General features: G+C 45.4%; 14 protein-coding genes. 4 read left to right on the top strand and 10 right to left on the bottom strand.

Annotated features, from left to right (window positions below; genetic code table 11):
- The first annotated feature begins 16 nt into the window (after positions 1-16).
- Positions 17-820 (top strand): TIGR00266 family protein, encoded by an 804-nt coding sequence (locus ACX0G9_RS29455; protein ID WP_459068575.1) that lies wholly within the window; start codon positions 17-19, stop codon positions 818-820.
- Between the two features lie 108 nt (positions 821-928).
- Here ACX0G9_RS29455 and ACX0G9_RS29450 read toward each other — a convergent pair whose 3' ends face one another.
- From ACX0G9_RS29450 to radA, 7 genes are all read right to left on the bottom strand, one after another.
- Positions 929-1,684 (bottom strand): Bax inhibitor-1/YccA family protein, encoded by a 756-nt coding sequence (locus ACX0G9_RS29450; RefSeq protein WP_459068574.1) that lies wholly within the window; start codon positions 1,682-1,684, stop codon positions 929-931.
- A gap of 76 nt (positions 1,685-1,760) precedes the next feature.
- Positions 1,761-2,603: an alpha/beta fold hydrolase gene (locus tag ACX0G9_RS29445; protein WP_459068573.1), complete on the bottom strand. Its 843-nt coding sequence runs from the start codon at positions 2,601-2,603 to the stop codon at positions 1,761-1,763.
- A gap of 23 nt (positions 2,604-2,626) precedes the next feature.
- Positions 2,627-4,117 (bottom strand): PSP1 domain-containing protein, encoded by a 1,491-nt coding sequence (locus tag ACX0G9_RS29440; protein ID WP_459068572.1) that lies wholly within the window; start codon positions 4,115-4,117, stop codon positions 2,627-2,629.
- Between the two features lie 439 nt (positions 4,118-4,556).
- The gene (locus ACX0G9_RS29435; protein ID WP_459068571.1) at positions 4,557-5,747 is read right to left on the bottom strand and encodes a DNA polymerase III subunit; all 1,191 of its coding nucleotides are present in this window, start codon (positions 5,745-5,747) and stop codon (positions 4,557-4,559) included.
- A 74-nt stretch (positions 5,748-5,821) separates the two neighbouring features.
- Positions 5,822-6,295 carry a glutathione peroxidase gene (locus tag ACX0G9_RS29430; protein WP_459068581.1) on the bottom strand — a complete coding sequence of 158 codons (474 nt, stop codon included), beginning with the start codon at positions 6,293-6,295 and terminating at the stop codon, positions 5,822-5,824.
- 234 nt (positions 6,296-6,529) lie between these two features.
- Complete coding sequence (locus ACX0G9_RS29425) at positions 6,530-7,930, bottom strand: choice-of-anchor Q domain-containing protein (protein ID WP_459068570.1); 1,401 nt, start codon at positions 7,928-7,930, stop codon at positions 6,530-6,532.
- Positions 7,931-7,993: 63 nt separating this feature from the next.
- Positions 7,994-9,367 carry a DNA repair protein RadA gene (gene radA, locus ACX0G9_RS29420; RefSeq protein WP_459068569.1) on the bottom strand — a complete coding sequence of 458 codons (1,374 nt, stop codon included), beginning with the start codon at positions 9,365-9,367 and terminating at the stop codon, positions 7,994-7,996.
- Between the two features lie 909 nt (positions 9,368-10,276).
- Here radA and ACX0G9_RS29415 point away from each other — a divergent pair.
- Genes ACX0G9_RS29415 through ACX0G9_RS29405 form a run of 3 tightly spaced genes read left to right on the top strand, consistent with a single transcriptional unit; the run spans position 10,277 to position 16,164 of the window.
- Entirely contained in the window at positions 10,277-13,450 is a 3,174-nt protein-coding gene (locus tag ACX0G9_RS29415; RefSeq protein WP_459068568.1) for a SusC/RagA family TonB-linked outer membrane protein, read from the top strand.
- A 17-nt stretch (positions 13,451-13,467) separates the two neighbouring features.
- Complete coding sequence (locus ACX0G9_RS29410) at positions 13,468-15,249, top strand: SusD/RagB family nutrient-binding outer membrane lipoprotein (RefSeq protein ID WP_459068567.1); 1,782 nt, start codon at positions 13,468-13,470, stop codon at positions 15,247-15,249.
- Between the two features lie 18 nt (positions 15,250-15,267).
- Positions 15,268-16,164, top strand: a complete 897-nt coding sequence (locus ACX0G9_RS29405) for a hypothetical protein (RefSeq protein ID WP_459068566.1) — start codon at positions 15,268-15,270, stop codon at positions 16,162-16,164.
- 531 nt (positions 16,165-16,695) lie between these two features.
- Here ACX0G9_RS29405 and ACX0G9_RS29400 read toward each other — a convergent pair.
- From ACX0G9_RS29400 to ACX0G9_RS29390, 3 genes are all read right to left on the bottom strand, one after another.
- Positions 16,696-18,255 (bottom strand): Rne/Rng family ribonuclease, encoded by a 1,560-nt coding sequence (locus ACX0G9_RS29400; RefSeq protein WP_459068565.1) that lies wholly within the window; start codon positions 18,253-18,255, stop codon positions 16,696-16,698.
- A gap of 332 nt (positions 18,256-18,587) precedes the next feature.
- Positions 18,588-19,451, bottom strand: coding sequence for a tetratricopeptide repeat protein (locus ACX0G9_RS29395; RefSeq protein ID WP_459068564.1), 864 nt, complete (start codon positions 19,449-19,451; stop codon positions 18,588-18,590).
- 32 nt (positions 19,452-19,483) lie between these two features.
- Positions 19,484-19,804, bottom strand: coding sequence for an HU family DNA-binding protein (locus tag ACX0G9_RS29390; RefSeq protein WP_459068563.1), 321 nt, complete (start codon positions 19,802-19,804; stop codon positions 19,484-19,486).
- Positions 19,805-19,941: the final 137 nt, after the last annotated feature.

Genomic DNA, 19,941 nt, shown 5'->3' with positions numbered 1-19,941 from the left:
CATAAAAATTTTCATTATGCGTAATAATCATGAGATAGATTACAAAATATACGGAGAGGAACTTCAGTTTGTAGAAGTGGAACTGGATCCGGGAGAAACGGTGATCGGCGAACCCGGAGGCTTTATGATGATGGACGATGGGATCGATATGCAAACTATGTTTGGAGATGGTTCTTCTTCCGGCCAGCAGGGAGGCTTGCTGAGCAAATTGCTGAACGCCGGGAAACGTGTGCTCGTGGGAGAGAATTTATTCATGACCGCCTTTACCAATGTCGGGCAGGGAAAGAAAAGGGTGAGTTTTGCCGCCCCTTATACCGGTAAGATAATCCCTCTCGACCTGCAGCAACTGGGTGGATCCATCATTGCACAGAAGGACGCCTTTTTATGCGCTGCCAAGGGTGTGAGCATCGGCATTGCCTTTCAGCGCAAACTGGGGACCGGCATTTTCGGGGGAGAAGGTTTTATTATGGAGAAGCTGGAAGGGGATGGATTGGCTTTTGTACATGCTGGTGGGTATATAATAGAAAAGGAGTTGAAACCCGGAGAAATTCTCAAAGTGGATACCGGATGCGTTGTTGCCTTTCAGCCTTCTGTCGATTTCGATATCGAATTTATCAAGGGCATCCGTAACTGGATGTTTGGAGGTGAAGGATTGTATTTTGCCCGTATGCAGGGACCCGGCAAAGTCTGGTTACAATCTCTGCCCATCAGCCGCCTGGCCAGCAGGATCATTCAATACAGCCCGCAAATGGGTCATCGCCGGGAGGAAGGCAGTATCCTGGGAGGCTTAGGGAATTTGCTGGATGGAGACGGACGGTAAAGATGGCCGGAGACAGACAATAAGTGGATAATTTAATTCATAAAAAAACTCCCGGTATTTACCGGGAGTTTTTTAGCAATATACAATGCTTCAATAATGCTTTACCAATTATTTCCTGCTCGCGAATTTCGATAACAAACGAAGGATCTCGAGGTATAGCCAAACGATGGTAACCATCAGACCGAAGGCACAATACCACTCCATATATTTAGGAGCTCCTACGGCTGCCCCCTGGTCGATCCTGTCGAAATCCAGGATGAGGTTCATCGCAGCGATCGCGACGATGATCAGCGAAAAAAGGATACCCATGCTGCTTCCTTCATGAATGAAAGGCATGTCGACATGGAACATACGAAGCACCATGGCGATCAGGTAAAATATCGCAACGCCGGCTGTTGCCGTAATTACAATTGACTTAAATTTTTCCGTTGCTTTTATTACTCCGGCACGATAAAGGATATACATGGCGATCACCACGCCAAAGGTTAGACCAACCGCCTGCATGACGATTCCCGGAGCTACTTTCTGGAAGGCATTATTATAGATGGCCGAGATGCCGCCTAAAAAAACACCTTCCAGCAAACCATAAGCAGGTGCGAGATAGCCTGCCCATTGTTGTTTAAAAATGATGACGATAGCCACAATAAATCCGCCGATAGCAGAGCCGATCATCCAGGGCATGATATCTTTATTCTGATAGTAGGCGCTCCAGGTGAAAGAAGCGGAAGCAATTACCATCAGGGATAAAAAGAAAAACTTATTCAATGCGCCGCGTTGGGTCATTACTTGCTCGCCGGGAAGGGTAACCGATTTGTCATAAATGTTGTCCTTCAGGGCAGGATTACTAGATTGAAAAAATGCCATAATTTTAGGTTTTTTAGCGTATGCAAAGTACACATTGTATCTAAGAATAACAAGGATTCACATAGGGTGTTGAATATCAGTATAACTTTAACAAAACGGTTTTTATTTCGTTAAATTTTGTCCAGGGGATAAAATGATTGGCGCCGGGAATAAGCGTAATTTCCACTCTCGGGGAATTTACCAGTAATTTTTTGCCATATTCCGTGTTTCCAGGCGGTACCCAGGTATCCATAGCTCCATGAACGAAATAAACCGGGCAGGTTATCTTTGCAAAATCCTTTTTTAGGTCCTTCAGATCCTTTTTCAGATACCATAACTCTTCATTGGATGGGCGTATAGCGCCGGGTACAAAATAATTCAGAGGTGTTTTATAAAGAACAGGTCTCCATCTTTCGGGTTTTTCTTCCCCGGGATCGATGGAGCCGGAAAGGACGACAAGGGAGGTGAACAGACCTGGATTATCTGCAGCCAGTTTTATGACCAATGGTCCACCCAGGGAATGACCGGCCAAAAATGCCGGCCGGTGATTGTTTAATACGGTGAACAAAGGACTGATCAGTGCAGATTGTTGGGCCAGGTGTTCGGGGCTGCCATAATCGCTGTGACCGAAACCGGGTCTGTCCACAGAGACCAACCGGAAATGTGTCAGGAGGTCTCTGTCCTTCATATAGGTTTCGAACGCATCCCAGCTTCCGGGAGAACCGTGTATAAAAAATAAAGTAGGAAGAGTATCACTCCCTGTAAGGGCATAGTGGATGTGTTTCCCTTCCACGAGGATTGTCCCGGTGGTAAGCGAGAGGCTGTCTCTGGAAAATTCCTTACGGGCGGCATCATCCGTCTTACGAAAAGTCATACAGCTTTGCGCCAGGATCAGCCATAGTAACAGGAAGCCCCCAATTACCCAGGCCAATGTTTTCATGAATCTTTTTATGCGTATCAGTTTTATCTGCGTCTGTTACGTTGTTGCGGGGGTCTTTTCTGATCCTGATCTTTGTTGTCACTGTTGTCTTTATTCTCAGAAGGAGGGATGTTTTCCCTGTTTTCTCTGGGAGGTCTGTCATTATTTCCCGGAGCTCTTTCATTCCCGGGAGGAGGGGTGCCAGGCGCCCTGTTATCCCGTCTGACCGGAGGCCTTCTGTCCCTGTTATCGCCGGGAGGTCTGTTATCTCTGTTATCACCAGGTGGCCTGTTTTCTCTGCTATTTCTGTTCTCTCCTACGCCCCTGTTTTCACCGCTGCCCCTATTGTCACCACCACCCCGGTTTTCGCCGCCACCTCTGTTCTCTCCACCTCTGTTATCCCTGCCTTGGTGATGATTGCTGTGTTTCTTTTTGCGATCGGCTTTTTCAAGGGTCTTAAGGCTGATCTGTCCAACGAGATCCACAAAACCGCCTTCATCTTCTTTTGGTTTGCCGGTACTGACTTCAACGGGTTCCAGACCGTCAGGGATCACATTTTGCATGTTTAACTGCCTGATCTTTCTGACCCTTTCGATGGTAAGGGGAAATTGTTTGTTGCTGTCAGGCAGTACATACCACATCAGGTTCTTGAAAATATCTTTTTTGATCAGTATGGCCGTTCCTTTAGCTACCTGCAGGGTCTCTACATTATCCGGGAAATTCTGAAGGGCATCCAGGTAAGTGTCCAACTCATAATTAAGACAGCATTTCAGCCGTCCGCATTGACCGCTCAATTTACTTTGATTGATGGACAGGTTTTGATAGCGGGCTGCCGTAGTATTGACGGATTTAAAATCGCTCAACCAGGTACTGCAGCATAATTCCCTCCCACAACTTCCAATGCCTCCGACCTTGGCAGCTTCCTGTCTGGCTCCGATCTGGCGCATTTCTACCTTGAGGCGAAATTCACCGGCGAATAATTTGATCAATTCCCGGAAATCCACCCTGTCATCCGCAATATAAAAGAAAGTTGCTTTACGTCCATCGGCCTGGATCTCCACTTCGCTCATTTTCATATCCAGTTTCAACTGGCGGGAAATGGCTCTTGACCTAACCAGGGCTTCTTTTTCCCTGGACTTATTTTGTTGCATGATTTCCAGGTCCTTATCGGTGGATCTGCGCAGAATTTTCTTAATATCGGGGTTCCATTCCTCCACCCCTTTTTTCTTCATCTGGAGACGGACGATCTCTCCGGTGATATTAACGGTTCCCACGTCGAATCCACTTACTCCTTCCACGCTTACCAGGTCACCCTTTTCAAAAAGCTGGGTGGTGGTATTGCGGTAAAATTCCTTGCGGCTTCCCTGGTTAAAAGTGATTTCCACGATGCGACAACCGCTTTCGGGATCGCTAAACGGCAGATTGGCAAGCCAGTCATGCACGTTCAACCGGTTACATCCTCCGCTACTGCATCCGCCATTACTCTTACAACCTGACGGCTTACCGCTGGCAGTTCCACAATTACTACATCCCATATCAAAAATGCATTAAAAATTAGGAATAAATCGTAAAAAGAAGGAACAACCGCACCGGCAGAAGAATTCTACTGAGTATGCAAAGCCATTATTAAAAAAATATATAGATGCAAGATGACTCTGTTAGAACGGTTAAAAATTCCCAGGCACAAAACCTTGTTCACTTGCCGGTCTGGTCCGGATTTACTTCTTTTCACAAACCCCCCTTCGAGAGGGTATAAACAAATATACTACGAAAGGATCATTTGACCCCTACACAGCTAAAAAAAAGAACCGGGTGGACCGGGTCCATTTTGAAGTAAAATCGGTATCCCTGATAATCCGGAGTCATTTTAACAGATTTTAACAATTAAACCGGGAAATGGAACAATCCTGCCAGGGGAATGGAACAGGCTTGCCGGGGAAATGAAACAATCAGACCAGGGAAAAGGTAAATCTGTCAGTTAACAACTGGCGCCGTACGGTGGGCTATAATATGATATAACTTAATGGTCAGGGCGTGAAACAGCATTTTAGCATGCGCATTTCGCTCAATATAATAGGCAGCCCGGTCCAATTCTTCAATAATGGCCTGTTGCTGGGCTACATCGGCCATTTTATTAAGGCGGCTGGCAATGTCTTTTTCATTTTCCGGGATATTTAGCCGTGAGGCATCCATACAGCGGAGCCGGATGGCCTGTTCAAGGAGATGATTAAAGTACCGCAGGAACTGTTTTTGTCTTTCCCTTCCGGATTTGCTGATCTCCTCTATCCATTTTACCTGGGCAATGGGGCCGTTTTTCAGGATGGAATTCAGCCATTCCCTCAAAAGACTTTGCCAGTCGTCTTCCGCATGCCGGATCAATTGAAGGGCTTCATGGTAGTTGCCCTCGCTGATCGCAGCAATCTGCCGGGCCTGATCAGCTCCGATTTTGGCGCGTTCCACGAGAGCCTGCTCGATGTCTGCTGTTTCCGGCATGGGGATCCTGACCAGTTGGGTACGGGACAGGATGGTTTGAAGGACCATGGATTCATTCTCGGCCACCAGGATGAAAAGAGTATCGGGTGGCGGTTCTTCGATGAGTTTAAGCAATTTGTTGCCCTCGTTTCCCAGGTATTCGGGCATCCACATGAGAAGGATCTTATACCCGCTCTCGAAACTTTTCAGGCTTAGTTTATGGATGATATCACTGCATTCATGAGCTGTAATATTACCTTGTTTGTTTTCCGCCCCGATAAACTGAAGCCAATCATAGGCATTCCCATAGGGGTATTTGGCCACAAATTCCCTCCATTCTGAACCATAGTCTGTACTGATGGGCTTGTCGCCGGGTTTTCTGGGAATTACCGGATAAGAATAATGAATGTCCGGATGAATGAGTCGACTGGCCTTGACGCAGGAAGCGCAGACCCCGCAGGCATCGGAAAGATCCACTTCCGGGGAGGCTTCGTCCGGCTTATCCGGAACACCCGCCTTTTTCCCGTTTACTTTTTCGCAAACGACATATTGGGCAAAAGCCAGGGCCAGGGCAAGGGCTCCGCTGCCTTCATTGCCCAGGAACAGAAGGGCATGACTCAGACGGTTGAATTGAACCAATTCTACCAGGCTCTTCCTGACTTCCATCTGTCCGATCACATTCTTAAAAGACATAGCTGCAAATATAAAAAGATAAGAGGCTATCTTATCTTTTTATATTTGATTATTGGCCTTCGGCCGATCGCTCCTTAATTAAGATATTTGGTGATCTCTTCGTCCATCGGTTTTACCTTACTGGGGAAAACGGCGATCAGGGTTCCTTTCTCGTCGACCAGGAATTTGGTAAAGTTCCATTTGATAACAGGGTCCGCGACGCCCAGTTTTTTTGCCTCTTCGGTCAGGTATTTAAAAAGAGGATGGGTATTGTCTCCGACAACATCAACTTTATCCGCCATAGGGAACGATACGCCGTAGTTTTTGGTGCAGAACTCCTTGATCTCGCTGCTGGTTCCGGGTTCCTGCTGGCCGAAGTTATTGGCCGGGAATCCGATGATCACCAGCTTGTCTTTATATTTTTCATATAATTTTTCCAGATCGGCATATTGTGGAGTATATCCGCATTTGGAAGCTGTGTTCACGATAAGTATTTTTTTACCCTTGTATTGGGCAAGATCGATAGTACTTCCGTCAAGAGCCGGCACTTTAAAATCATAAACGGTCATTCCTGCAACCAGGAAGAGGGAAAGAAGAGTGGCACGTAACATAGATAATGATTTTTGTTTGAATGGTAATAGAATGGATGAATTCCTGCATGCAGGAACTTCCTGTAATTTACTACAAAAACTGTACTACAAAAACCGAACGGAAAAATGCGCCGTCAAGACAGCTCTGAAGGATGAATGGTTTTCCTGGACTGATGAACGGAGGAATCAAAGGGGATGGGGATCATTGACCTGTCATTGGCGTTCGTAGCATCCCAGATCAGGCAATCCTACGGTACGGGGGTGACCGTCCAGGTCCAGGAGAAGTCCGGTCCCTGTTCCCTGATCGATCGCCGGTGATTTGGCTTTAAGGTGAAAATCATATATCCGCTGGAACGTGTTGACACTGTCAAAAAAGGGATCGCTGTTAACGATCATATTGGCGGAACCGATATCAGCAGGCACCGTTTTTACTTTCCAGAGACAATTGGAAAAATTTACAACGAATGGATTATTGCCCTGGCGGGATACGGACACTTCATTATCTACATTTCCGAAATCACCCCAAAAGATACAATTGATGAAATTGGCATATAAATCTGCCGTTACCGGGGTAGTTCCCTGCACAATATAATTGCTGACAGAAAGCACCGGCTGGGTATGCGTGATGAAGGTATTGGAAAAGCTGGCTGCGGTGCAATGGGTAAAGGCATAATTGCCGCCATAACCCAGTACGATATTTTTCCCGCAATTGCTGACCAGGCAATTCGATGCCTGAATACTGCTTTGAGCGCCCAGAATACCGGCGTCGAAACTATTATCGATAACACATTGTGTAAGCAACAGCTTTGTTGCGCCATTTGAGGATGGCGCTTCCGCGACTACTCCCTGGTAAGCATTCCTGATCACGGCATAGTGCAGGGAATTGTTGATACTGGTTTCCCTGAAATAAATACCTGGCCAGCTTCCGGGAAAATTCCGGTAGGGGGCGTCCAGCCGGTCGCTCTGAAAAATGACCCTTGTACTATCATATACGTCTCCTGTAACCTGCAGGGAACCGTCCACCAGGAGAGGAGCATCGGCGTGAAAATAGACCCGGCAACCCTGGGGGATAAGAAGGCTTGCATTGGTGTCAATTTGGAGCCCGCCCAGAATAACATAGGGCAACGTATTGTTCCAGGTGACATGGCCGGTAATTTTTTGATTGCGCAGGAAGATGGCATTCTGGCCCCATGCCTGCAATTGGATATATTGATCATTACCATTAAATGATACCCGTATGCTGTCTTTCACAATGAAAGGCAGGTTGGCTGAATTGGGATTGATCCGGACGGCGACAAAAATATACAGACTATCTCCGGCTGCCAGTTCCAGGTTGGTTTGTTCAGGACCTGGTGATCCGTCGATATTTAGCGTAAAATAGGATTGGTCGCCACCCATTAATGTAAGATCGGACAAACGGAGTTTCTGATCGTTGTCATTAAAGATCTTTACAGATTGTGTAACCGATCCGGTGGTGGTAAATACAGTATCGAAGAAAAGGGTATCCGATGAGAATTTAATAACGGCATTTTTACCGGTGATAAAAGAATCTTTCCTGCAGGAGAAAAGGTAAATGGCGGCAAAGCAGGGTATCAGCAATAGCAGCTTATTCATCCGTAATTAATGTCTTCTTTTTAGTAATGGTAAAAATATACAAAAAACCGGAAGGTTGCCCTCTTAAAAAAGATACTGATAGACTTCTTCTACCCGCCCTACCGGAAGGATTTCAATATTGAATTTTTGATTATTGAGTCCTTTCTGGTTGTATTTGGAAACAAAGATCTTTTCAAAACCTAATTTTTCGGCTTCGGCTATCCGTTGTTCGATCCGGTTTACGGCCCGTATCTCACCGCTTAGTCCTACTTCTCCGGCAAAACAGGTTTGAGAGGAGAGGGGGGTATCTTCAAATGAACTTAACAAGGCGCATAAAACCGCCAGATCGATAGAGGGGTCTTCAACTTTCAGGCCACCGGCAATATTGAGAAAGACGTCCTTTACTCCGAAATGAAAGCCTCCTCTTTTTTCCAGAACGGCCAGGAGCAATTGTAGTCTGCGCAGATCGAAACCACTTACCGTACGTTGGGGAGTTCCGTAAACAGACTGCGTAACCAGGGCCTGCACTTCTATCAGAAGTGGCCGCATCCCTTCGATGGTCGCTGCGATAGCTATACCGCTAAGCTGTTCTTCTTTTTGCGTGAAAAGAAGCTCACTTGGATTGCTCACTACCCGCATACCGGCTTCGCTCATTTCATAGATTCCCAGCTCCGCCGTGCTACCGAAACGATTTTTTAAAGTACGGAGGATGCGATAGGCATAATGGCGGTCTCCTTCGAATTGAAGTACGGTATCGACCATGTGTTCCAGGATCTTTGGCCCCGCAATACTGCCTTCTTTGGTGATATGTCCGATTAAAAACACAGGGGTATTGGTCTCCTTGGCAAAACGCTGAAATTCTGAAGTGCATTCCCGGACCTGTGAAACGCTTCCCGGCGAAGATTCAATATAGGGGGATTGGAGGGTCTGAATAGAATCGACGATCACCAGTTGGGGCTTTAATTTTTTTATCTCCTGGAAAATGGTTTGTGTGGATGTTTCGGTCAGGAGGTAAAAATGTTCGTTCCGGATATTCAGCCGGTCGGCCCGCATTTTGATCTGCTGTTCACTTTCTTCTCCGCTGATATAAAGTGTGGTGACGTCCTTTAGTAATAAGCCGATCTGGAGGAACAAGGTGCTTTTACCTATGCCAGGCTCACCGGCAATCAGCACGATACTGCCGGCTACTATGCCTCCGCCCAATACCCGGTTCAATTCCGTATCCGGAGTGACGATCCTTTTTTCTTCGGCGCTGATCACTTCATTCAGGGAAATGGTCCGTACCTCTTTCTTTTCGGTGGAGAATTTTTTCCATTCCGATTCAGCCAGTTTATTGTCCTTGGTTATGACTTCTTCTACCAGGGTATTCCACTCTCCGCAGGAGGGGCACTTGCCTGACCATTTTGCACTTTCATATCCGCAATTACTACAAAAAAATGCTGTTTTGATTTTACTCATCCGGCAAATTTAGTTGCTTATTCTCATGCGAGAGGTTGATTTTTCCGTCCTGGTTTCCGGTTACTTAGAATCAGACAACCGGAACCTGGTTTGTCTCTATTTTGGAATTTCGTATTTCCGGATCTGAATATTTTTTTAGTGAGTAATCGGTGAATAAATAATTTGATGCAGCGCAAAATAGTTTTGAGACAGCAAATGAACTCATGGTAAAGAAGTGAGTGAAAAAATTCATGGACAAACGGAAAAAAGAAAAGAGAAAGGAGATAAAGAGAGAAGGAATGGAGATAAAAAGGAATGAATAGAAGATAAATAAAACAAAAGGAGAATAATAATGATGGAGTACCGACTAAAAAGTAAAAGGGCCAGCTAGATCGCCGGCCCCTTACTTACTAACCCATTAAATTCTTGCACTAAATTACAAATTAGCGCCACATAACAAAATAATTTTTTGAGGTGTGAATAACTTTAGAAGGGCCGAATCGGGTTTTTAAGGCATCCGACGAGGCAATTTAAACTATTGATAATCAATATAATATGATTTTTTTGCGCCTATGTCCCCGTTTAGAACCGGGTGGAGATCCTCCCCAATATTTAATATTCGCAGGGGTAATACGACTTGTGCCCTGAACCCTGAAAAAATGCCTTTAGGCCCCTGAATGATCCCTTTTTCCTCCGAATTGAATCTCAACCCCAAACGCATAGAATAAAAATATATATATCAACGAAATTAAATTATTGTTAAAATAGCCGTAAATTAAATTACCGGAACTGACATTATAACTGCGGCTAATATGTATTACAGTACCATACTTGCCGTTTAGATTAAAATCCGCCCTTTTGTCATCATTTTGGTCGATCTCTTGCCTTTGAAAATTCTTTTTTTCATTTATTGATCAAACACTACTACACATGAGAAAATTTCGTCACTTGACGATGGGCTTCCTATTGCTCATCGCCACCGGGCTGCACGCCCAAACAAAAGAAGTCACCGGAAAGGTGACGGATCCGACCGGATCCCCAATTCCCTCAGCAACTATTCGGATTAAAGGCACCAAAACAGGCACCAGTGCCGACATGAATGGTGAGTTTAAGCTAAAGACACCTCCTAATGGCTCCCTTTTGATCAGCGGGGTTGGGTATGAAACCGTAGAAATTCCCCTGTCAGGCCGGTCAACGGTAAGCGTCTCTTTAAAGACTGTTAATTCTGCCTTAAGTGAGGTGGTGGTAACGGCCCTTGGAATAAGGCGGGAAAAGAAGGCCTTGGGGTATGCAGTAAGTACTGTCGATAAATCGGCCCTGGAATTAAGACCGGAAGCTGATTTAGGAAGGGTACTGAGCGGAAAGGCCCCTGGTTTGAATATTTTAGCCACAAGCGGATTGAGCGGGAGTGGTACCAACATTAACATCAGGGGTATCAGCACCATTACCGGGAATTCTACTCCGCTCTTTGTGGTGGATGGTGTTCCATTTAACGGCGCAACCAATTCCCAGACCGATTTTACTTATGGCACTCAAACGTCCAGCCGGTTTCTTGATCTGGACCCCAACAACATCGAGAACGTAAACGTCCTTAAAGGATTAAGTGCAACGACACTTTATGGAGAAGCGGGAAGAAATGGTGTGATCCTGATTACCACCAAAAATGGAGCGACTTCCAAGAGCAGAAAAAAAGCAGATATTTCGGTGGCCCAATCCTATTTCGGAACCACGGCGGTACTGCCGGAGTATAATACACAATATGGTGGAGGGTTCGATCTTAGCGAGGGCATCGCATTTTTTAGCAACTGGGGTGCAAAATTTGTCAACCCTCCCCATAATGTTAAGCATCCTTATGATAAACCCATGTACGCGGCTGCCTTTCCCCAATTCCAGGGAGCGCCTTATGCTTATAAATTCTATAGCAGCGTACCCCATTTTTTCCGCGTCGGCAGCACCAGTAATACGGCCATCAATGTGGCAGGATCAACTCCTACGGTTAACTATAATATGAACTATAGTTATACGGATGATAAAGGTTATCTCATTGGAAACGGGCTTTTCAAAAATTCGTTCGGTCTCGGAGGAACTGCCAAACTTTCCAACCGTTTTACCATAAGCGGTACTATCAACTATGTAATAACGGATGTTAAAACACCTCCTACCAGCGATAGTTATGGAAATAACTCAACCAACACTTCTGTTTTTGGAAACGTAATGTATACGCCAACAGCCGTTGACCTGATGGGTCTTCCCTATGAAAGCCCTTTGGATCATTCTGCGATTTATTATCGTAATGACAACGGTATTCAGAATCCCCGGTGGACCTTGAACAATGCCTTTACGGTAGATAAAGTGAACAGGGTGTTCGGTCAGGCTCAGGTAAAATTCGAGGTAATGAAAGAATTGAACCTGGCTTACCGGGTTGGTTATGACAATTACTCAGAATTTCAGGAATATGCGCAAAATAAAGGAGGACTTCTTACCCCAACCGGTATCCTTCGTACGGCTAATGATGTAAGTACGATCTGGGATCATACCTTCTTTTTAAACTATAATCATAACCTGACCAGTGATTTTAATCTGAACGTAGACGCTGGTGTCAACTCAAGAAGGGAAATCTACACGCAATCCGGGCAAACCAGTCAGCAACAATTGGTATATGGTTTAATGAACCATGCAAACTTCGTTTCTCACAGCACCCTTGCCGAAGACGGGCTGACGGATCTCAACACGATAAATTCAGAAACACTGGATCTTGGTGCTTTCGGCCTGGCCCAACTTGGTTTCCGTGATTATGCCTTTTTAACGGTGGGAGGACGTAATAGCTGGAAATCAACGGTAGAATCTCCCAACAGGAGCATATTTTATCCGAATGCCAGTGTTTCATTTATACCGACCTCCGTATTCTCGGGATTACAAAATAATAAGGTGCTGAGTTATTTGAAATTCAGGTTAGGTTATTCCACCAGCGCCAATTATCCCCCTGCTTATAATACAAGACCCTATATCAACATAGCCACCAGAACTTTTGTTACCAATGGGGGTGCGGCTATCAATGTGAATACATTCCCGGCCAATCTGGCTAATCCTGCATTAAAACCTGAGTTGTTGCGGGAAACAGAAGGAGGGGTTGAAGCAAAATTGTTTAACAACCGCATATCCCTTGACCTGACCTTATACAGCCGGATCGCAAAGAACCAGATCCTGCAAAGACCTCTGGATCCGTCTTCTGGTTACACAGGTCAGTTTATAAATGCCGGTCAGGTTGCCAATAAAGGGATCGAGATTGCTCTGGGTTTGGTGCCCATCCAGTCCAAGGAATGGAAATGGCAGTTGGAAGGATTATATACTCTCAACAAAAGCAAGGTTACCGATATCCCTGTCGACCTGAAAGATATTCCTACCGCAGGGTATTCCAATAAAGGAACCTTTGCCAAGAACGGATATGCGCTGGGAGTTATTGAATCCAGTTATTTTCAGAAGGACCCAAAATCCGGCAAACGTCTTGTCGGTACGGACGGTAATTATATCAATTCAAATGATATAGCCGTGATAGGCGACCCCAATGCGTTATATAAACTAACAGGGATCAGTACCCTGACTTACAAGGGATTTAATTTCCGCCTGCAGGTGGATTATACCTGCGGAGGAGATATGTATTCCGGTACAGCAGGAGCCTTGTTAAGCCGTGGTGTTACGAAGGACACACAATTCGACAGATCGCTTCCGCTGATCCTGCCGGGTGTTCTGGAGAACGGGCAGCCTAACAATATCCAGATCTCCGCGACCCAGGCCTATTACGGAAATGGTATCACCAATGGCGCAGCCGATGAATCGGCTATCTACGATGCTACCTGTATCCGGTTAAGGGAAGCTTCTCTTGGTTATAGCCTTCCTGCAAAATTAATATCCAAATTACCTTTCGGCTCTGTTTCCTTCAGTATATCCGGTACTAATCTCTGGTACTATGCTCCGAACTTTCCCAAGTATGTACATTTTGATCCGGAAGCTTCCGGTCTTGGTGTAGGTAACGGAAGAGGAATGGAATTCCTGACAGGGCCTTCTGCCCGTCGTTTTGGCGGAAGCATAAGGGTAACTTTCTAAATTTTAAAACTGCAATTATGCGCTATAAAAATATTATTCTTGGGCTTTTGGGTATAACGATACTTACAGGGATCTCGTCCTGTAAAAAACAAATGGATAATTTACTGAACAATCCAAATTATCCCGCTCCCTCAACAGCCGATGTCGATCTTTATCTGAACCAGATCCAGCTGAGCTTTAATAATTTCTATGCCGGAACTCCGAACAACCTGTTAAACGCTCATTATAATGCCTCGGACTTTGGAGCTCAATTGACACGTCAGCAATCCTGGGTCGGACCATTTTACAGAAATGCTTATACGCCGGCCAGTTTTGATAATGAATGGATCGCCGCTTATGCATCTGACCCGGTATATGCCACTAATACCGGTGTCCTGAATAACATGGGCGCCATGATACCACTGGCACAGGCTCAGAAAAAGTATATTCACTCTGCCATCGCCCGCATTCTGTCAGCTTATACGCTGGGCACTTTAGTAGATGACTTTGGCGATGTTCCCTATTCCGAATCAAATCTGGGTAGTGCCAATACAAGCCCTAAGGTTGATCCCGGAGCTACTTCCTACGCTGCCGTCCAAACTTTGCTGGACAGCGCAATTGCCGATCTGGGCAAAACCGGCGGGGCGGCAGGGCCTGCGAATGATCTTTTTTATCCGGGCTCTTCTTCTGCAGACAACTGGCTGGCGCTGGCCAAAACGCTGAAACTTAAATATTATATGCAGGTCCGTTTAGTGGATAATTCGGTCCTTCCCAAGATTCAGGCATTAGTAACCGAAAACAATCTCATTAACGATCCATCCCAGGATTTTGTCTTCAGATATGGGACGAATCTTACTTCTCCGGACAGCAGACATCCCCATTATGGATTGGACTATGTAAGCTCCGGAGGCGTAGGAGAATATGTCGGGAACTACTATATGTGGATGATGGCTTCGCAAAAATACGGTGGTATCATTAACTTTTCAGGCGATCCCAGGTTACGATATTATTTCTACCGGCAAACAAAAACTTATACCTGGGCGAATTCTCAAACCTGCCCCTGTTTTGTCAGATCGCAGTTTGGCGCTTCACCCAACTATCCAGCCTGGTATCCCAGCGTTCCCGATCAGACTCCTTACTGTCTTATCGGAAAAGGATATGTAGGCAGGGACCATGGCGATAATAGCGGAGCTCCGCCAGATGGAGGATATCGTACCGCATGGGGCGTATACCCTGCAGGAGGCGAATTCGATGCCGACAAACCTAAGACCGTTACTTTAGGTGGCGGTGGTCAGGGAGCAGGGATCAATCCGATCTGGTTATCCTCTTATACTGCCTTTCTGGAAGCTGAAGCGGCACTTGTGCTGGGAATTGCGGATGCGGGAAGTCCCCGTACCCTTTTGGAGAACGGCGTAACCGCTTCCATTACCAAGGTAATGGGTTTCCCTGGAACTGTAGGCGTAACCCCCGATCCTGCTTATGTCCCATCCCCCACTCAGGTTACAGATTATATCAACCTGGTTTTGAGTAATTATGATGCGGCCGCATCGGATGATGCCCGTTTGAATATCATCATGACGGAATACTACCTGGCCCTTTGGGGCAACGGCGTGGAATCGTATAACAATTACCGGCGTACAGGGAAGCCCGATAATATGCAGGCCGCTGTGGCCGTGCCTAATCCTGGTCATTTTATGCGTTCCTTCTATTATCCATCAGTTTATGTGAACCGGAATTCAAATGCCCCCGCACAAAAAGCTCCGGGTGATGCGGTTAACAAAGTGTTCTGGGATAATAATCCGGATGATTTTATTAAATAAAGCTTAAAAAGGGAAACTATGAAGAAATTAATAATGATACTGATAATGGCTGCCTTTGGGTGGTTCGGTTTTAACTCGTGCAAGAAAACGGGTGGCTCGATCAATCCGCTTACGGATGTAAAGAATAACGGGATCGGTTCTTACCTGGTGTTGGACAGTACGCTCGGGCAGACATTTGGTTCTCCAATCGCAACTTCCACTATAGGGATTATTACGCATGCCTATGCCGGTGGTGAGGAGGTAGATCATACCGTCCTGTATAGCGCATTGGGATCTACGTATGATACTACAAAATGGCATATGGTAAAATCAGTTCCATATTCCAAAGACAACAAACTTGCCGTAACCGGCGCGGAATTAGGCGCTGCCTTTGGCGTCGATCCATCCACTTTTGAACCAGGGTCTTTTTATACGGTTTATACAAGGGTAGTTACCAAGAGCGGCAAAACCTACGATGTAAACAATACCGGCGATAACTCAGGCAGCGGTCTGATCAATGGTCCGTTCTACTACAGCGCCTTTTCCTTTACCGGGTATATAGGCTGCGCTTTTAGCGGAAGCATTGGCGGAAAATATACGGTGGTCACGGATGATTGGGCAGATAACCCTATTGGAGGAACGGTAATGGTGACGGACGGACCCGGACCTAATCAGATAAATCTGAGCCAGGTATGGCCCGGCTCACTTTCAGGAGGAGCAACAGTAATCCAGCCTTTGTTGGTAAATGTAAACCCGACAACGGGGGAGGCAACCGTTCCAAAGGTAGATTTTGGAGATTACGGAGGAGTCACAACTTCTTCAGGTGGCGGATCCGGTTATGTATTGTCCTGTACGGGACTTATCACCCTTTCCATTGACGTTATTTATGGCGGGGGTGATCAAGGCAATCTTAGATTAGTTCTGCAAAAACAATAATAAAGAATCTGGTAATTCAATTTATTTAAGACTACTACACATGAGAAAGCTTCGTCACAGGACGATTCATTACCCGACACCTGATGCATTCGGGTCACCACCCGAAAAAAAGATCACCGGGAAGATCATTGATCTTTCCGCTTTTCGCCGAAACTCTTTTATGCCCTTATCAGGCAGTAGAACAAGAACGAAAAGTTAAACCTTTAGGGAAAATTTGTGTGACTCAATGTTGACAGTGAAAGAAAGAGTAGCCCCTGTTTCTACAGGGGCTTTCCTTATTTGCCCCCCGGGACTCCTTTGCTTAAATTTTCGTCCCGGGGGGCAAATAAGGAAAGCCTTATGCGTGGCGACAAAGGGGTTTCCCCTTTGTAATCCCCTCTTTTAAAACCACTAAGATTTTTTGATTTGCATTTTTTATAACATGCATTGGCTTATGGTCTAATGACTCCAAGCCTTCAGGTAGGGGGAAATAGTTAAGATGAGCTCCAAAGGGAAAGCCCACACGTTTAAATACTTTCCTTTGAGGGGATTTTACAGCTTGATTTCTTCGTCCTGTTTGTCGAAAAAGTGAAATTCGGTGAGGTGGTAATTGGTATTGGCGCGGAGCCCGACCTTTTGTTTGTACTTCCATCTCCATTTCCATTGTCTGGAACCGATGCCCAGAAGGGTCCCTTTTGTCAGGTAGGCATGCATGATAGGATGTACGGCCAGGACCAGGTCCTTATGTTGGTGATTGATCAGATAACTAAGGTTCTTTTCGATCTCATCTTCCAGGATCAATGCAGAGGATATTTTACCGGTACCATTGCAGGTCGGACAAATTTCCTGTGTATTGATAGTTACCTCTGGTTTCATGCGTTGGCGGGTGATCTGCATCAGTCCGAATTTGGAAATCGGCAAAACGGCATGTTTCGCACGATCGGTACGCATAAAGGATTCCATGGCCTCCATCAACTTCCGCTTGTTGTCGGGAAGTTTCATATCGATGAAGTCGACCACGATGATCCCGCCCAGATCCCGCAGACGCAATTGTCTGGCAATTTCTTCGGCAGCTTCCAGGTTGGTTTCCAGCGCATTCTGTTCCTGGTTATTGCTTACGCTCTTATAACCACTGTTCACATCGATGACATGAAGAGCTTCCGTATGCTCGATGATCAGGTAGGCTCCGCTGGGCAGATTTACCGTCTTACCAAAAGCAGCTTTTACCTGTTTGGTTACGCTGAACTGGTCGAATATCGGAGAGCCATTATTATAATAAGAGACAATATCAGCCTTATCGGGAGCTATCCGTTGGATGTAACTTTTGGTGTCGTTGAAAATATTCCGGTCATTAATGACAATCTTATTGAAATCTGCATTCAGCAGATCCCGCAGCATACTGGTCGTTTTCGTTTGTTCGCTGAGGATTTTGGCGGGGGGAACGGAGCCTTTTAAATTATGCTGGATCATTCTCCAGGTGGCTACCAGTTCGGTTAGATCTTCATGCAGTTCTGCGGTATTTTTCCCTTCTGCAGCTGTGCGTACGATAACTCCGAAATTTTTTGATTTGATGGCTTCCACGATCTTCTGAAGACGCTTGCGCTCGTCCGAAGAATGGATCTTACGGGAGACGGCGACGATATCGTTAAAAGGAGTGATCACCACAAATCTGCCGGGAAGGGAAATCTCGCAACTCAAACGGGGGCCTTTTGCAGCAATGGGCTCTTTAAGTATCTGTACGAGGATGTGAGGTTTGCCATTCAATACCTCATTGATCTTTCCTGTCTTGACAATCTCCGGTTCCACCTGGAATCCTCCGAAATCGAAACCTTCCGCACTGTTGTCATTCATGGCCTGTTGGGTGAATTTCAACAGGGATCGTGCATAGGGACTAAGATCCGTATAATGCAGAAAGGCATCCTTTTCAAAACCTACATCCACAAATGCCGCATTCAGACCGGGGATCAGTTTTTTCACTTTTCCCAGGTATAAATCACCAACGGCAAAACTGGCATCAGTTTTCTCATGGTGCAACTCCACCAGCTTTTTATCCTCCAACAAGGCTATTTCTACGCCCTGCGGAGTCGCATTTATGATCAGTTCCTTATTCAAGCATACAAGCATTTGCCGTTAAAAACGGCCTTTTGTCAATCAAATCACAATTGCTGAAGAGGGTTTATTTGTCCGGTATCGGTCAGAATTGCAATCAGGCTAAATAGCGGCAAATAAAAAATTCAGCTTCGGGAAAGAAAAATGCCGGGCCTTCGGCAGGCCCGGTCTTATAGAATAAAATTATTTATTCTTCTTCTTATGGCGATTTTTTCTTAGTCTTTTCTTCCGCTTATGCGTCGCAATTTTATGACGCTTACGCTTTTTACCACAAGGCATACTCAATTCTTTTTTTTGTTAATAAATAATTTTACAATAAACCTTTACGCAAAGGCTTACTTTAATGATTGGATGCGTTGATCAATTTCCCGGATCAGATCCTGGTTAACGACCAGCTTCTTAGCCACTCCATACCATTTTATGGCATCTGCTTTATTCCCTTTCTGCTGGTGGACCTCGGCCAGTAGGAGTATCGCTTCGATATTGGCAGGTTGATGTTGAACAACTGTTGTCAAACGTTCAATAGCTTTATCAAATTGCCCTGATTCAACCCCTCCTAAACCCAGCATGAACTGAGCGTACATATTGGTTGAATCCCGGCGGACTACTTCTAAAATCCGCTGAATTCCCTGCATTGTTTCCTGTGGACTACCGGACGTGCTGCCAAAAATGTAGCTCGCTCCAAGCCCAACTTTTAAAGAATCATTGCCTGGATTCAGTTCTAATGCCTTTTCAAACAACTCTTTAGCACTCGTGGCCATCCAGCTTTTCATGGCTGGATTATCCTGTCCACGTAACCCTTGCAAAAATAATTGGGCAGCAAAGGTGAGACTTTTTTCAGAATTTTCCAATTTAGCTGTTTCTCCCGTATAATAAGCATAAGGAAGATACCCTTCCCTGACCGAATCTCTCCAGAATGCAGCCAGTTGTTGATAAGCTTTCACCTGCTGATTTTTCACGTCTCCCCGGACCACCGAATTTTGCAACCGGTTCACATATGATAACTGCCCAGGTGTAAGATGGGATTGCGCAGCTTGCAGAATATCCTGTAAATCAAGGGATTTAACATGAGACTCCCCTGAAGGCTCCTCGGTAGGGGCCGCCTTTTTCTTTTGCGGAGGTGTAGTTTGTCCAAAAAAATACAGAGCGAGTAGTAAAAGCACTCCAGTGCCGGCGACTAAATATTGCTGTCTCTTCATGTTTATGATTAGAGCGCAAAATTACGTCTCTTCTACATCTCTTCGTCGTGATTTGTCTGATCTTCTTTGACTGATTGCAGTTTTTTTACTTCTGCAACAAATTCTTTGGCGGGTTTAAAAGCAGGGATGTAGTGTTCAGGAATATGAACAGCGACATTCTTCTTTATATTACGTCCGATCTTTGCAGCCCGTTTTTTAGTGATAAAACTGCCGAATCCCCGGATATAAATGTTTTCTCCCTGGGAAAGGGTTTCTTTTACTTCTTTAAACATGGTTTCAAGCGTCACCAGGACGTCAACCTTAGGTATACCTGTTTTTTCCGAAATTTGGTTAACAAGGTCTGCCTTTCTCATGGGGATTAAGTTTTATAAGTTTCTGATTTTAAATATATAACAAAAATTTTAATTGGCATTTCATTCGGTAATAATTATTTTTCAATGGTCTCATGCAGTCGCCCAGGGGGCTCGTGTCATCTGGCGATAATTATTTT

The sequence above is a fragment of the Flavitalea flava genome, assembly GCF_054461575.1.
This window is presented reverse-complemented; position numbering and strand designations above follow the sequence as displayed.

Excerpts from the sequence above, each read along its gene's own strand:
- ACX0G9_RS29395 (WP_459068564.1), bottom strand. The coding sequence starts at position 19,451 with ATGAAGAGACAGCAATATTTAGTCGCCGGCACTGGAGTGCTTTTACTA.
- radA (WP_459068569.1), bottom strand. The coding sequence starts at position 9,367 with ATGAGTAAAATCAAAACAGCATTTTTTTGTAGTAATTGCGGATATGAA.
- ACX0G9_RS29410 (WP_459068567.1), top strand. The coding sequence starts at position 13,468 with ATGCGCTATAAAAATATTATTCTTGGGCTTTTGGGTATAACGATACTT.
- ACX0G9_RS29445 (WP_459068573.1), bottom strand. The coding sequence starts at position 2,603 with ATGAAAACATTGGCCTGGGTAATTGGGGGCTTCCTGTTACTATGGCTG.
- ACX0G9_RS29390 (WP_459068563.1), bottom strand. The coding sequence starts at position 19,804 with ATGAGAAAGGCAGACCTTGTTAACCAAATTTCGGAAAAAACAGGTATA.
- ACX0G9_RS29435 (WP_459068571.1), bottom strand. The coding sequence starts at position 5,747 with ATGTCTTTTAAGAATGTGATCGGACAGATGGAAGTCAGGAAGAGCCTG.
- ACX0G9_RS29405 (WP_459068566.1), top strand. The coding sequence starts at position 15,268 with ATGAAGAAATTAATAATGATACTGATAATGGCTGCCTTTGGGTGGTTC.
- ACX0G9_RS29455 (WP_459068575.1), top strand. The coding sequence starts at position 17 with ATGCGTAATAATCATGAGATAGATTACAAAATATACGGAGAGGAACTT.
- ACX0G9_RS29425 (WP_459068570.1), bottom strand. The coding sequence starts at position 7,930 with ATGAATAAGCTGCTATTGCTGATACCCTGCTTTGCCGCCATTTACCTT.
- ACX0G9_RS29440 (WP_459068572.1), bottom strand. The coding sequence starts at position 4,117 with ATGGGATGTAGTAATTGTGGAACTGCCAGCGGTAAGCCGTCAGGTTGT.
- ACX0G9_RS29430 (WP_459068581.1), bottom strand. The coding sequence starts at position 6,295 with ATGACCGTTTATGATTTTAAAGTGCCGGCTCTTGACGGAAGTACTATC.
- ACX0G9_RS29450 (WP_459068574.1), bottom strand. The coding sequence starts at position 1,684 with ATGGCATTTTTTCAATCTAGTAATCCTGCCCTGAAGGACAACATTTAT.
- ACX0G9_RS29415 (WP_459068568.1), top strand. The coding sequence starts at position 10,277 with ATGAGAAAATTTCGTCACTTGACGATGGGCTTCCTATTGCTCATCGCC.